The 14,157-nt window shown below is 53.3% G+C and carries 11 protein-coding genes; 6 read left to right on the top strand and 5 right to left on the bottom strand.

Translation table 11 applies throughout. The features are described from left to right. Positions 1 to 138 precede the first annotated feature (138 nt). Genes NCS00_RS00495 through NCS00_RS00470 form a run of 6 tightly spaced genes read left to right on the top strand, consistent with a single transcriptional unit; the run spans position 139 to position 7,260 of the window. Positions 139 to 999: a phytanoyl-CoA dioxygenase family protein gene (locus NCS00_RS00495; RefSeq protein WP_350029714.1), complete on the top strand. Its 861-nt coding sequence runs from the start codon at positions 139 to 141 to the stop codon at positions 997 to 999. 17 nt (positions 1,000 to 1,016) lie between these two features. Beyond that, a complete protein-coding gene (locus NCS00_RS00490; RefSeq protein WP_284508097.1) occupies positions 1,017 to 2,150 on the top strand; it encodes a radical SAM protein in 1,134 nt (377 codons plus the stop codon). Further along, on the top strand, positions 2,147 to 4,342 hold the full coding sequence (locus tag NCS00_RS00485; protein ID WP_250438714.1) for a radical SAM protein: 2,196 nt from the start codon (positions 2,147 to 2,149) through the stop codon (positions 4,340 to 4,342). The genes NCS00_RS00490 and NCS00_RS00485 overlap by 4 nt, the downstream gene beginning before the upstream one ends. 27 nt (positions 4,343 to 4,369) lie before the next feature. Continuing rightward, positions 4,370 to 6,019: a B12-binding domain-containing radical SAM protein gene (locus NCS00_RS00480; protein ID WP_250438712.1), complete on the top strand. Its 1,650-nt coding sequence runs from the start codon at positions 4,370 to 4,372 to the stop codon at positions 6,017 to 6,019. Beyond that, positions 6,016 to 6,627 carry a cupin domain-containing protein gene (locus NCS00_RS00475; protein ID WP_250438709.1) on the top strand — a complete coding sequence of 204 codons (612 nt, stop codon included), beginning with the start codon at positions 6,016 to 6,018 and terminating at the stop codon, positions 6,625 to 6,627. The genes NCS00_RS00480 and NCS00_RS00475 overlap by 4 nt, the downstream gene beginning before the upstream one ends. Positions 6,628 to 6,657: 30 nt before the next feature. After that, a complete protein-coding gene (locus NCS00_RS00470) occupies positions 6,658 to 7,260 on the top strand; it encodes a LysE family translocator (protein WP_250438708.1) in 603 nt (200 codons plus the stop codon). A 678-nt stretch (positions 7,261 to 7,938) separates the two neighbouring features. Here the strand turns inward: NCS00_RS00470 and NCS00_RS00465 are convergent. The 5 genes from NCS00_RS00465 to NCS00_RS33445 all read right to left on the bottom strand — a co-directional run bounded on the left by NCS00_RS00465 (position 7,939) and on the right by NCS00_RS33445 (position 13,979). After that, entirely contained in the window at positions 7,939 to 9,336 is a 1,398-nt protein-coding gene (locus tag NCS00_RS00465; RefSeq protein ID WP_250438706.1) for a TolC family protein, read from the bottom strand. A gap of 10 nt (positions 9,337 to 9,346) precedes the next feature. Beyond that, a complete protein-coding gene (locus tag NCS00_RS00460; RefSeq protein ID WP_250438695.1) occupies positions 9,347 to 10,744 on the bottom strand; it encodes an ABC transporter permease in 1,398 nt (465 codons plus the stop codon). After that, the gene (locus tag NCS00_RS00455; protein ID WP_250438692.1) at positions 10,720 to 11,361 is read right to left on the bottom strand and encodes an ABC transporter ATP-binding protein; all 642 of its coding nucleotides are present in this window, start codon (positions 11,359 to 11,361) and stop codon (positions 10,720 to 10,722) included. Before NCS00_RS00455 ends, NCS00_RS00460 begins: the two co-directional genes overlap by 25 nt. 1 nt (position 11,362) lies before the next feature. Next, complete coding sequence (locus tag NCS00_RS00450) at positions 11,363 to 12,430, bottom strand: efflux RND transporter periplasmic adaptor subunit (RefSeq protein WP_250438689.1); 1,068 nt, start codon at positions 12,428 to 12,430, stop codon at positions 11,363 to 11,365. Positions 12,431 to 13,025: 595 nt separating this feature from the next. Further along, a complete protein-coding gene (locus NCS00_RS33445) occupies positions 13,026 to 13,979 on the bottom strand; it encodes a DUF535 family protein (protein WP_350029716.1) in 954 nt (317 codons plus the stop codon). Between the last annotated feature and the right edge of the window lie 178 nt (positions 13,980 to 14,157).

The raw sequence follows: 14,157 nt of genomic DNA, 5'->3' as shown, positions 1-14,157 counted from the left end.
CGCCGCAGGCATCTCGAATGTCTCCGTCGTATAGGACCTTCTAGGTTAAACAACCGACAGAGGGCTGTTGTTTATCGAAGATAACGTCGGATTTCAATACTGTTTGAGCCTCTGGAATAATTCGAACTCGGAGGAGTTGTGGCTCTAAGCACAGGACAGCTAGACCAATTCCGAAAACTCGGTTATGTAGGCCCAGTTGAAATAGTGTCTGCCGCGGAAATGTCGAAAAACGCGGATTCGATTTCGCATGCTTTACTCACGGAAAGCGAGCAAAGTCGTAGTGTGTACGGAATCCATTGCAACCGCGACGTACATCTTTACTCGCGCGCAGTGCTCGAATTGTGCTTGAACGCAAACTTGATTTCGTGTCTTACACAGATTCTTGGTGACAACATCCTACTCTGGCGTTCCACGGTATTTCATAAGCCGCCTGCGGATACTGCGGAGGCAGGATTTACAGAAATTGATTGGCATCAAGGGATGGATTTCATCCGCCCAGCGGTTGATTTGAAAGGGCTGTACCCATCAATAGGGTTAAGTCGAGAGGATAATCTGAAGAAGTTTCCTTTGAATGTCACCGCTTGGATCGCCGTTGATGATGCGACGGAGGAGTCCGGAACTCTAGTATTCGCGCCCGGATCCAATGCGCTTGGACCTTTAAATTATGTTGAGGCGCCGCGCGGCGAGGGCTTTCACAATCTCGGTCTAAGGGCGGCATACGATGGTCGGCTAGATCCTTCGAGCGCCGTTACGGTTCCTGTGCCACCGGGATCTTGCATGCTTTTCGATAATTTAGTTTTTCATAAGTCCCTGCCAAATCGGTCTCGACGCCGCCGCTTGGGATTCGCCTGCCGATTCGTAAGCAGCGACGTGCCGGTTTATCGAAATGGAGACCCTGCTGGATTTGATATCACGAATTGGGGATGTATTCAGGTCGCAGGAACGTCAGAAGCAGGTCACAATAAAATCTTATCAGTTTCCAATATTTCGCTCATCTAGGTCGGAGTGACGCGTTTATGCGCTCCCGAAGCGGTCCGTTGATCATAGAAGATCCCATACACAAGCTGCCTGTCTTGTTTCTTTGGCCGCATAGCAATTGCAACTGCCGTTGTGTCATGTGTGATATATGGAAGAACAAATCGAAAGCAGAGATCTCCGTCGCAGACGTTCTGAGATGGCAATCCGACTGGGAGTTGTTCGGGATAAAAAATGTCGTGCTAACGGGAGGTGAAGCGCTGATGCACTCCCGGTTCTTTGAGCTATGCAGCGCATTGGTGGCTGCTGGTATGAGACTCACCTTGCTCAGCACCGGGGTGTCCTTACATCGATTTTCCGCCGAGATTGTTGAATATTGTGCTGGCGGCGTTAGATTTAGTATTGATGGGCCGCCGAGCGTGCATGATTCGATACGTAGGATTCCGCGAGCCTTCGAAAAATTAGAGAGAAGCGTGGCCGCACTAAAGGAAATATCACCGCATTTTCCGGTGTTTGGGCGGAGCGTCGTGCATCGTCAGAATTTCCAACATATGCGCGCAACCGTTAATGCGGCTCATCGAATCGGACTGGATCGTATTAGTTTCCTTGGGACGGACGTGTCGAGTGATGCATTCAACCGATCGAGGGTTTTGGACTCAAATGAGGCAGCCGGGCTAGCGTTGTCGAGAGACGAATTACCACAGCTAAAAGACGAGCTCGACGCGCTCGAGAAGTCGAATCGACGGGATTTTGAATCCGGCTTCATATTGGAGACGCCCACCGAACTACGGCAGCGTCTACTGACCTATTATGCAGCGCTTTTGGGCGATGCGGAGTTTTCTCCAAATGTGTGCAACGCGCCTTGGATTTCGGCCGTCATTGAATATGACGGCACCGTGCGCCCGTGCTTCTTTCAACCTGCGTACGGGAACATGTTCGACCACGGCGGACTGTCCGAACTGGTAAATGGACCTAAAGCAATTGCATTTCGGCAGCAACTCGATGTCACGACGAATAAAATCTGCAGGCGTTGCGTTTGCACTTTTGCGATACGTCGTTGCTCTTGCACATGGTCAAGAAATCCGCCGTTCTGCGACAGTACCTGTGCGGTCGCAGATATTTTGAACGATGTTGACGATCTGTCGGACGCTTCGTCTTCAGAGAAGTCGTTATGAATGACGATTCACTCCCCCCCTTCTCCGGGCCGCTTGACTACAGTGATTGCTCGCGCGCAATGTTTGTTGATTACGTGCGCACGACGCTAGCCATCATTGTGTCGTGCGCAAAGCTTATGCAAGGGAACCGCCGCCTACAAATCGACGCTTTCGCGTTGCGAGAACTCGATCTTGACGGCATGCGCGCAATACCGTTAGCGACCCTACAGCAATGCGATGCGCCGGTCGCGGCGCATGTCAGCGCGCTTCTGCAGCTCACTTTGCCGGAAGTCGAGGACCGATGGGTGACTCAAGCTAAATGGCGGACAACCGCTTCGTTCGAACCGGCGGAAAATGGTAGGTTCCAGGTAGATCTGCCCCCAGACATTGACTTCGTATTTCGATTCCCGGTGGTGCGGTCGTCCCCTCCAAATGATCGCTTAGAGTACCTTCAAGCCACGCTGTCCATTCTTCTTGACGCGGTTGACGTTTATGAGCGAGGCGAGAGGGTACTTCCCGATGAGATCCTTCTCGGTAACTCGATGTCCGTCAAATATCAAGATCTGCGACGACTTGACGAAATTGGATCGCGTGCGGACGGGCCACCAGGAACTGGTCACAGACATCCGCTTCACAGCGTCAGCGCAAGTGAACCCGCGATAGTCGTCCTCGCGCGTCACTGGGGGTTACTTGCGTCTTTTCTGAAACTCGCATCGACTGAGTCCTCGCCAGGCGGCCGACCAGCTTTGCCGCCGCCAATAATTGGGATGCGTTTGCGTCGCGCTGGCGATTGGGTGGTTCCAGGCTACGGACATCCGTCTGAAGTCTACGAATATCTTGCTCGGGTGTGTAACGTCTCGTGCAAATTCTGTTATCTCCACGGTAATCCCGGTTCAATCGCAGTTGCCCGGGGTTCTAAGGTCATCAGTAAAGATGAAATGGCCACCCGCTTGCGTTTCTACGATCCGATTAAGCAGCAATCGCTTTTTGCAGCGCAGTGGGAGATCAACGAATTCCTTGTGGACCCGAAGATCTATGAAGTGCTTCCTGAACTTCGGGCGATGACCGACGAGCCGTTCTACTTCATCACAAACGGCAGCCCCTTAAATGAGAGGGTGCTCAATCTTCTCGACAGGGTGAGGCCAGTTCACTTAATTGTGTCTTTAAATACGTTGGATGAGGATCTTCGTAGTGGCGTTATGCGTGAACGGCGATCTCAGACCGCTACTGCTCTTTCCGCCTTGAAGGAATTAGTTGACCGCAAGATTCCATTTGGGATAAGTCTTGCGGCATTCCCTGAATTCTCCTTGCAGGATTTAGCTCGCACAATCCACGTTGTATCGGATCTTCCGGCCGCATTCGTGCGGGTAAATCTCCCCGGGTTCACTCGCCTATTGCCGTATTCTGGCGCGATGAACACGGAAACCCAATGGTCCCGCGTCACCCGCCACATCGCCGCGCTTCGTTCCGACGTCGTGACCCCTTTAATCGTCATCCCTAGTGCATATGAAGAAAACAAAAAAACGGATCCGCTTGCGCCGCACATAGTAGGCGTCGTACCCGGATCACCAGCCGCCGAGGCTGGACTTAGACCGGGCGACTCGATCCTGAAGATTAATGATTTTTGCATGACTACGCGAGCCGATGCTTTCTCGATGTTGCTCCTAGCCCAAAAAGACGTTCGGATCGAGGTTAAAAGAGACGACAGCACCTCTGTCATTTTGACGCTGAACCCAAGCAGCAGAGGACAGTTCCCATACGACGGGCATATCTTGTGCAAATACGTTTTCCCCGCCGGCGTCGTGATGTCTCCATCATTGTCGCGACGTAACGCGGACGAGATCGCTGAGCTCACATCTCGATACGGAGCGAGGAATGTCGCCATAATTACATCGCCTCTAATGGAACGTGCTGGCAAAGCGTTAATTAGGCGCTTCGCGCCTCAGCTAAGCCATAGGACGCGATTTATTGTTGCTACTAACGAATTCTTGGGGGGCAATATCTCCGTGATGGATATGTGTACCATCGGGGACATCGCTCACACAATAGAAAAGGACCTAAGAACTTCAAATGTGCCCCCAGATCTCATACTTATAGCGGACAGCGGGTTCAATCGGCTTGGCCGGGATCTTGAGGGACGCCATTGGGGGGACCTGGAGCGCCACTTCGGGATTCCTATCCGCCTATTCTCTGTCACTCGCTTTGCATACTAATTACTGTTTAGATAAGGAGGCACGAGCATGGCCAAGGTGCTTCGCGTGGTACTTGTCCGTCCCTCTGTTGATGTTCTCCATAAGTTCTCGAAGCCCGTTGAAGCACTTGGGATTGCATATCTCGCCGCCGCTCTACGGCTCGACGGTCACGAAGTAACTATTTTGGATGCGATGCTGTACGACTGGTCGGAAGACGAGACACTTGAGCGTATCGAGAGGCTGTCGCCTGACTTAATTGGCTTCACGATTGTCCTAAATCATTTTCCAGATCGGTTGGTTCGGCTTCTCACCAAAATGAACGAAGGTGAAGTCGGAGGGGTAGTCATAGTCGGGGGACACGCTGTTTCTTTCTTTCCGGAACGCGTGCTTAATAACGTCGAACGTGTGGACGCGGTCCTTAGCGGTGAGGGAGAGGCTGCCATTCGTCAGATTGCGCGCCTGCTCGTGGAAGGCGGTGACTGGCGCCTAGTTCCCGGCTTGACCACGAGAGGCGAGCATGGGCACGTGAAGCGTTTGCATCCAGAGCGTATCCACGATCTAACCACCCTCCCTTGGGCTGCCAGAGACACAACAGCGGAGATCATCCGCCTAGACGGTGTTCCTTGCATATCCACAAGTCGCGGCTGCTATGCGCGCTGCTCCTTTTGTTCGGTTCCTCGCTTTTATGGGCTGAATCAAGGTCGTTCCTATGCGCCGGGCACTTGGCTTCGACGACAGCCCGCCGACGTAGTCAACGAGATCGAGTGGCTTCATTCCCACTTTGCTCTCCGAGAGCTTTTGATCGTCGACGATGAGTTCTTCGGAGGAACAGATGAAGGTTTCGAACGGGCGCGAGTTTTCGCCCGCATGCTTGCGGAACGAAATCTTGGTCTGTCGTTCGCTATATCGTGTCGAGCAGAAAATGTTCGAACAGAGATAATGCAAGATCTCAAGCGTGCTGGCCTGTCGCATGTTTTTGTTGGGATCGAAGCAGGCTCTCAACGCGATCTTCGACTCTATGGTAAAGCACACACGGTTGATCAAAATCGTCGTGCAGCCATGACGGTGAAGTCGCTGGGATTGACGTTTCAGGCGGGGTTTATGCTCTTCAATCCGCGAAGCACTCTGCAAGATCTCTCCGAAAACGTGAAATTTTTGAAGGAGATAGGGGAATTGAAGCCGGTTACTGTAAATTCGGCCGTTGATCCACATTTCGGTGCGCCGCTAATTGAATCGTTTAGACGGAACGGCATCTTAAGAGACGACGAGCTTCGGCTCAGTTTAGAGTACGTTAATGATGGGATAAAGACCGCAAAACTGGTTGCCGAAATGTGTGCTGAAGCCTATCAACCATTCATGAATTTCATAGGGGCTGTTCAGTCATCGGTCACTTTCGAGTGGCGACGGCCGAATCCTACTCGTAGACCGGCTGAACAGCATTTGCTGGACACATTTGAAAAGAAGGTCAATGGGTTGTTCACAGGAGTGTTTGAAGACGCACTTGTTGGACTTCATGAGAAGACTGGTTTGCAGGAAGTGGTGCAGGTAGCCGAGCGTCAACTCAAGAGAGTCGTCGATGATGCTCGTCTGCTTGAGGGACTGGTCGTCACACACTTGGAAGCTGTCGAGGGGGATATACGGTATTGGAGTAGCCGCTGCACAGTGAATAGAGGTGGTCAATCTGCGGAATTTACATGAATTCATTTGAAGATTTTATAATGCGTTTACGCAAAAACGACCATGGTGATTTCGTGGCTTCAGCGAGCCGGATTCTGCGGCAGCCTGGAGATTGGCTAGAAATCGCGCGAGTCGGGCTATCCTCACTCTCGGACGAAAAGTTGCAAAAAAACATTGCTGCAACCAGAGTGCATAACGTTCAACCATGCGTGTTCCCGATACACGTTGAGGCCGGACAATTTTCTGTCGTTCTTAACCTGTACTCAAAGTTTGAATTCGATGATCTCACAAAGCGAGGTTATGTTTCGCCTCATTACCATCACTTTTCTTTTTGCTCTAGGATCCTCAGGGGACGATTCTATCATTTAGTTTTCCAAAACGCTGGAGAACCTATAAGGCCTTCTTTGATGCTCACTAGTGGCCGCTGGTTCAGGGAGGGAGAAGTAATCGAACTGCCGTATCCGACATTTCATAGCGTCATGGAGCCGGAAGACTCGACCGTAACTTTGATGATACGAGGGCGACCGCTCTTTTCGATGCCGCATATCGGGGACCCGGAATTTCGTATTGACCAAGCACGTAGTGCGCGGCGTCAACTGGAGGCAGCCTTGGTTGATGGAGTTCGTTGACTAACTACTGGTTGAATTTTGGTCGATAAAATGCTTGCGGGTTCGAGTCCGATCCTCTTTGTATTGGGATCAATAGCGTTGCTGCTGACACCTGGGCCCACGAATACGTTACTCGCGGCTGGGGGGCTTCGGTGCGGCATCAGGCGCTCGGCAATACTTCCATTCAGCGAGCTTCTTGGCTATTTAACGTCCATCTCGGCGTGGGGACTTCTCATAGAGAATCTTCCAAATTCACTCTCATGGATATCCTTCTCAGTTCGATGCGTCAGCAGTGGATATATAGCGCTTTTAGCAATTAGAATGTGGCGTACAGCGGGACTCATTTCTGTGGCACAGCGCGATTTCGGGTTTTCTACGATATTCTTCGCAACACTATCCAATCCGAAGGCGATGCTGTTTGCCGGAACCATTTTTCCGAGGGATGCATTTTTGGACCTAGCGGTCTACACAAAGTCAATGAGCATTTTTGCGATTATCCTAGTTCCTATTGGCATCGGCTGGATTTCGCTCGGCGCTATGCTTAATCGCGACCGGTCGCCGTCGTCGAGGCTGTGTCCTGAGCGTGTCCAACGATGCGCATCGATCGTGTTAGGCGCGTTTGCAATTTTTCTTGCGTATGGTCTAATTCGCTGAGTTCTCCTGGTCGAGTCCTTTCAACACCACATCCAAGACGCCATACAAACTCTGAAACAAGACGGCTCTCGGCTGATTGGCGAGGTGGCTCGTGCATTTTCTGAATGGCTAACAGCTCGCGCAGTCGAAGTCGTCTTCCAAACACTAGCCCAGGACGTTGAAACGTTGAAACTGACGTCGCCGCAGCTTAGAGCACCCGTTGCGGAGGTCCTGCTGAATCGCTTGGGTGTCACTCAGATGTTGAATACCCGAAGCGCTGCGGGGAGGGATGAAAGCTCTCAGTTCTAAGGTCGACTATAAGCGACCAGTTCCACGCTGCGGCGCCCGCAATAACGTGTCGTGACCGGCCATCCTTGAAATCGCGCTCCCGGAATCCTCGGATGTCGACCACTCATTTTCAGGCTGAGGTGCCAGCCGTATGCAAAGGTGGAGGACCGCGTAAACAATTCCGGTCCCCGATCGACTACAGTGGCCGATCGCCTGTCCCAGAGAATCCGGCTTGAACGTCCGGACCACTCAGTTTTCAGCCAGAGAGCTCGCGCCAGCGCGACTGGCCGTAGAGGGTCGGCTTCTGCCATACGAGGACCAATCGAAGGCCGCCGCCGCGACAGGTTGACGTAGGCCGGTCTCGGAGCGAGATGAGTAACGGTTCTTTTCCCGCCGCTCGGCACAGAAGCCCTAGAGGTCCGCTCCTCTGGTGTCCTGTGTGCCGCCTCCGAGTGCGACCAAGAGATCGGCACGATTTGTCAGGCAATCTAGGTGATTTTGTGTGACGGCTTCCCGTGCGTCCGTCAACGACTGCTGGCTTTGCAGCCACGGCTGTATGGCCGTTTCGCCCGCGATAAAACGCACTTCGGCGAGGTGTGCTGCCCGGCGTGCCGTTTCCAGCTGCTCCTGCAGTTGAGACTCTTCTTGCTCAAGCTTTCCGCTTTCCGCTAAGTTATCTTCGACCTCTCTAAGTGCAACGTAGACCGTCTTACGGAAGGCGTGGGCGGCCGCGTCGAATTCTGCCTGAGATACTTTGATTCGCAATTGCGTGCTGTTCCATTGCAGGAAAGGCAACGCGACCGCGAGGCCGAGATTTGCGATCGGGTTACTCAGGAAGCGCTCCAAACTTACGCTCGATGTGCCCAAGGAACTGGTGATCGTCAGCGAGGGATATAACCTTGCACGCGCAATATCAATGTTCGCAAGGGTTTGCCGCAGTCGCCATTCGGCTGCACGGACGTCGGCGCGACGGTGTATAACGTCCGCAGGTATTCCCGCAGCCACCGGCCGCAAAGGTCGGAAAAAAAGGTCGCCCGGCATGCTGAATGTCGTCTCTGGCGGACCGCCAAGTAAGATAGCAAGGGCATTTCGATTTTGTAGCACCTCGCCTTTGAGGCGTCCTATAGCTATGCCTTCAGCAAGCACCTTCTGCTGCGCCTCAGCGAGGTCGATCTTAGATGCGTATCCTGTTTTGTAGCGCGCTTGCACTATCCCTTGGATCCGCTTGGCTAGGGCTAACCTCTCGCCGGCGAACGTCAAACGCTCGCCGAGAACGCCAAGCTTCCAATACTTCAGCAGACTTTCCCTGACTATGCGAAGTCGGGTCCAATCTACGTCACTCTCGGTTTCCTTGACATTCCCATTTGCGAGATCGCGTTCCGCTGCTCGCCTTCCGCCAACGTCTAAGTCATAACTCAGCGTCGAAGTAACTCTTCCGCCCTCCCGAAGCACTCCATGGACTTTATCGGGATCTGTGCTCCAGTCGACGCTTGCTCCCAAGCTAATATCTGGGGTCATGTTCGTCGAGATGGACCTAGCCTCTAGATCCGCTTTGCGCAAGCGTTCAGCTGCAGCAAGCAGATCAGTGTTCGACTCGAGCACGCGTCGTACCATCTGATCAAGACGTTGATCTCCAAAGTCCCGCCACCAATCGCTCCCAACATTCGCTCCGTTGCTCGCTGTCGGGGAAATCCAACTTGTGGGAACCTCGACTGGAGCGACCTCCGAGGATCGTTGCGTGGCACATGCAGTCAACAGCGTCCCTATCAAGATTACCGAAATTTTGCTAGACCGCTCGCGGACTTGCACTGGCTAGCTCCTATGCACATGCGAGTGCGTCGATAGGGTCGAGCCCAGCAGCGCGGCGCGCCGGCAACAACCCAAAAAAAACTCCTATGAGCGTCGAGGATCCGAATGCGGTCGCCGCTGTGAGCGAGGAATGCAACATCCTCCAATCTTCAGCAATCCAAGACACGAAACCGCTTATGCCAATGGAAAGAATCAGCCCAATCAGTCCACCCGAGACGCATAAGAAAACTGCCTCCGTAAGGAACTGCTGCAGTATGTCGCTCCTTCGAGCTCCGACTGCGACTCGGATTCCGATTTCGCGGGTGCGCTCATTTACCGACACGAGCATCATGTTCATGACACCGATCCCGCCGACACCCAGCGTTGTTATCGCTACGGCGACCATAAGAATCGACATGATGTGCTGCGTCCTATTGAAAAGCTTGGCAAAGCTGTTGGCGTTGAACGTAGCAAAGTCCTGCCGGCCATGGCGTTTCGTAAGGGCTCGACTGAGTCGTGCTTCCGCGTCATCCGAGCGGTAACCCTCTTTGATACGCACGATGATTCGATCAGGAGGCCCACTCCCTATGATCCGGGTCGTGGCTGCTGTGAAAGGCATCCAAACATTGATAGCAGTCGGGTCTGAGAACATCCCGCGCTTCTCTTCGACCACTCCGACCACTCTCACTGGCACGTCCTGAATGGCGATGATCTTGCCTATGGCGTCACCGTAAGGACCGAACAACTGTCGCTGTGCTTTTTCGCTAAGGACAGCCACCTGTGAATGCTTCGCTATATCGTCGTCGTCGAATCCCCGCCCTCCTACGAAGCGCAATCCACGCACCCTGAAATACTCTTTGTTGACACCATCTAGTGTTCCGCGGCCGTGGGCACCTTGGTAATTTATTAGCACACTTCGTTCGATTTCAGCAGTCGCGCTGTCCACCTCGCCCTGTGTGGACATAAAGTTGAGATCCGGGAGCGTCAGCGAGTTTCGGAAGGATTGTTTGTCATCATTCGAGTCGGCGCTGGCCCAGAACGTTATGGTGTTCGGTCCTAATGCGCGTATCATGTCGAGCATGCGCGCTTCTGCGCCGGCGCTAAGCGCGACTATCGACACGACGGCCCCAACGCCTATCGCGATTCCGAGCATAGTCAGAGCGGTACGCAGTCGGTTGGCCGCTAAATTTCTCAAAGCGATTGCAACGCTTGTCCTCATGAGACAAAGCAAGCCTAGGGGCCGCTCGCGTTCGCAAATCGCGGCGCAAGCAACTGAACTAGGTTGCTCGGCGATGGCCTCTAGATTGACGTTCTCCGAGCCCACCATCGGAGAAGCCCCGGTGTCTTCAATCTCTACCCTGTAAGTTGGCTTGTCGTCGACGATGACGCCGCCGTCAATTTTGATTATTCGATGGGCATGCTGGGCCACTTCTCGTCGTGAGTGACCAGAATTACCGTATGTCCCTGACGATGAAGTGACTTAAATGTCCCTATGACTTCTCGAGCACTCGTCGAGTCCAGCGCGCCGGTGGGCTCGTCACCGAGCAGAACCTTTCCCCCGTTCATGAGCGCTCGCGCAATACTCACACGTTGCTGCTGACCACCGGAAAGTTGGTTGGGGCGATGCTCGGCTCGATGGTCCAGGCCGAGACTAGTTAGCAGCTCTTGAGCGCGACATCGTCGCCTGAGGATTGGCGAGCCTGCGTACACTGCAGGGACTTCCACATTCTCTGTCGCGCTTAGGTGCGGCAGGAGGTTGTAACGCTGGAAGACAAACCCGAAGTATTCCCTTCGAAGGCGCGCTAATGTCTCCCGGTCGGCCTCAAGCAGGCTGCTGCCATTGAGTCTATATGTTCCTGTGCTCGGACGAGCGAGACACCCAATAATGTTCAATAAGGTTGTCTTACCCGAACCGGACGCACCAACGATAGCCACGAACTCGCCGGCATTGATCTTTAAATTTATCTCATTAAGAACAGGCACTATCTCGTCGCCCGCCTGGTAGTGAAGGGAAACGCTGACCAGCTCGATAAGTGGCCCTGACATATCAGATGCCCGTCGAATTATCCGAGTTTGTGGACGCATTCGATGCCGGTCCGCCGTCTGCGATCACTCTATCCCCGATTGAAAGACCATGGCGGACCTCCGCTTTCAGATTGTTGTTTAGCCCGATCATTACACTACGTCGTACAATCTCACCGCAATCTTTGATGACTTGGACTTCGTAACGTCCGTCAAGCATCTTAGTGCCTAACGCTTCCGATGGGATGGTCAGAACTCTCTTTGCCACCCTGATGGTTACAATAACCTCCGCAGTCATTCCGATTCGGAGCCTGTGGTTTGGATTAGGCACATCGAAAAGCGCGTTGTAAGAGATGGCATGATGGCTGGAAGCCCCGCCACTAGTTCGCTGACCAGAGGATTCAAGATATTCCCGTGGAGCGTGCTCCAACGACCTTAGCTTTCCGCAGTAGTGTTGCTGCGGCTCACCTAAAGTTGTGAAGCATGCGTTCTGGCCAAGGCTTATCTTCTGCACGTCCGCCTCAGAAACCTTTGCGCTCACCGTCATCGTGTCAAGGTCTGCGAGCTTCACGATGACTGGCGTCTGTTGGCGTGCATTTACCGTTTGTCCCTCTCGCGAGACGATGGCTATGATCTCTCCGTCGCACGGCGCAACGATTCTCGTCAAGTCCAGATGAGCTTTCGCGGTCTCTTTTTTCGTGTGAGCACCACTAATTTCTGCCTCGATGCTTTGAAGATTTGCCTTTTGGCGTCGGTATTCGGCCTCGGCCGCAACGTACTCTCCGCGTGAGATTGCATCTGCCGCAAGCATTATTCGATGACGACGGAGCGCCATCTCGGCTTGAAACAGACTCGCGTATACGGCCGCCCTTTTTGCAACGAGATCATCTTCGCGGGCCCGCTCTTCTTTAAGTTCATTTTCCGCAAGAGTAGGGTCGATCTCCGCAAGAAGCTGACCTTTCGTCACCCTGTCTCCTACTCGAACCTTCAAAGATTTCACTTGGCCAGACGCCTGTGCGCCTACGTCGACCTGCACTCTTCCATCTAACGTCCCGTAGGCCAAAACTACATCCTCGACGTTTCCCTCTTCCACAGGCACCCCACGATGTTGCGATTTGTCGCAGCTCTGCCACATCGTTCCCGCGATTAGAATGGCGACGAAGAACACACTCAATACAACTAACAAAGACCACTTAGTCGACACTGCGCCCTTTAGCAAAGCAACAACCCTCCTCAAAGCGCACCCGGCGCGCAGTACGGGCTCCGAAAGCTAGCGCACATCCTCATGTAAAGCCGGCGTCTACATGGGAACGTAAGCAAGCGAAAAACTCTGTCCAATTCAAGTCACGATTGAGTGGCGACTGAATCAATCGATTCCTGCCCTGGGAGAGCAACCCGCGCCGAGAGCCCTTCCGACCTCAAATACGTGGCAGACTTGCCGGCCACAACGTCGAGCGCGGCCGCCGAAGAATTGTATTTGGCTCTATGCAGTACTCCTCTTGACGCGCTAAGACGTTATCGAGCAGCACTGCCCCGACGACACACCTCACCGCCGCGAGCGCAGCTTGTCGGATGAGTCTTGGTAACTCCAATCTTTTTCGCTGGTTGTAGATCACTATTTTAGTTACGTAGATCTTCGTCCGAAATATGACCAGTACGAAAGTGACTCAAGAGACCAAGCTTGACGATCAAAACGAGTTCTTGTGCGCCGTGGGCGAGATGCCGACGCTCGTCGAACCGAAGGCGGCGTGCTTGGAACGGACGGCGCCTCGAACTTGCTTATCCAAGTGTGCGAGAAGAAGTTTGCGTCTATGCCAACGCGTCGTCGCCTGGCCAGCGCATAAATCGTCACTCATATGCTTTGCCTTTTTCAAAAGGAACCAACCACGCCAGTTCCTAGTCGCACCGCACTCGACCGCCAAGGTCTCGTAGTCTGCGGCAATGCGACATCTGGAAGTCGGATAACGCCAGCTGGAATAAACGTGCGCGTGATTCGATACGATGAGTACGCTATGCGCATCGATCTCCCTAGCGATCAGCTGCAGCAAGTAGATAGCTAGATGCTTAGGCCGCAATCCGTGCCATTTACGCGTCAACGACCGAAACAGTTCGCGCCCGTTCATACTTTTATCGGGCTCTTGGACGCACCCAATTAGAATCCTCGGTCGAGGAATCTTGCCTTTTAAGCTCGCTATGCAAAAAGAGCACGAAGCTATGCGAATACCGTTCTCGTCTCTTATGCACAGTGTCCAGTCCCCCTCTTTCCGAAATTGGTCGAGCACCTCCAGTGCGACCCGCCATCGCTCGGTGCCTACTGAGAACGATGCGATGTGCGCACTCTTACTTTTTGCTATGTCCGTCGCAATGGAGGGTAAGAGGCGATACACATACTTTTGATGTTCTAAGCTCACCCGCAGAATTTCTCGAGGCGAAAGTCCTTTATGTAGAAACGGGCGGTGGACGCGCTCCACGCAGCACGCCCCTTGGGCAACCAGCCCAGGGTAAATCGACGCAGAACAGGCGTCTAACCAAATAGCGGTGGTTTTCAGCGATAGCGCCGCCCGCATGAAGAACCGAATCCTTCTGCGACGAGCAAAACACGTGTTGTCTGGGTATGCACGCCAGGCGCCTGCTATTAGCATCGTCCTGAAAAAACGCGTGCGGCGAACCACGTCGGTTAACCGTTCGACGTTTCTTGCGTTAATGGTATTAGTCATGGAGGCATACAGAGGGTCGGTCGAGATACCTCTCAACCGGAGACCCGGGCATAAATCTAATTAGATGCTCTGAAACGGTGGAGCGGAGGCGACAAGACGTCTA

The sequence above is a fragment of the Caballeronia sp. AZ1_KS37 genome (genome assembly GCF_023631165.1).
GTDB lineage: Bacteria > Pseudomonadota > Gammaproteobacteria > Burkholderiales > Burkholderiaceae > Caballeronia > Caballeronia zhejiangensis.
The sequence above is the reverse complement of the archived record's forward strand: the minus strand, read 5'-3'. Positions and strand labels throughout refer to the sequence as shown.

Bases quoted from the DNA above. Each gene is read 5' to 3' on its own strand.
- NCS00_RS00490 (WP_284508097.1), top strand. From the start codon at position 1,017: ATGCGCTCCCGAAGCGGTCCGTTGATCATAGAAGATCCCATACACAAG.
- NCS00_RS00470 (WP_250438708.1), top strand. From the start codon at position 6,658: ATGCTTGCGGGTTCGAGTCCGATCCTCTTTGTATTGGGATCAATAGCG.
- NCS00_RS00475 (WP_250438709.1), top strand. From the start codon at position 6,016: ATGAATTCATTTGAAGATTTTATAATGCGTTTACGCAAAAACGACCAT.
- NCS00_RS33445 (WP_350029716.1), bottom strand. From the start codon at position 13,979: ATGCTAATAGCAGGCGCCTGGCGTGCATACCCAGACAACACGTGTTTT.
- NCS00_RS00455 (WP_250438692.1), bottom strand. From the start codon at position 11,361: ATGTCAGGGCCACTTATCGAGCTGGTCAGCGTTTCCCTTCACTACCAG.
- NCS00_RS00480 (WP_250438712.1), top strand. From the start codon at position 4,370: ATGGCCAAGGTGCTTCGCGTGGTACTTGTCCGTCCCTCTGTTGATGTT.
- NCS00_RS00485 (WP_250438714.1), top strand. From the start codon at position 2,147: ATGAATGACGATTCACTCCCCCCCTTCTCCGGGCCGCTTGACTACAGT.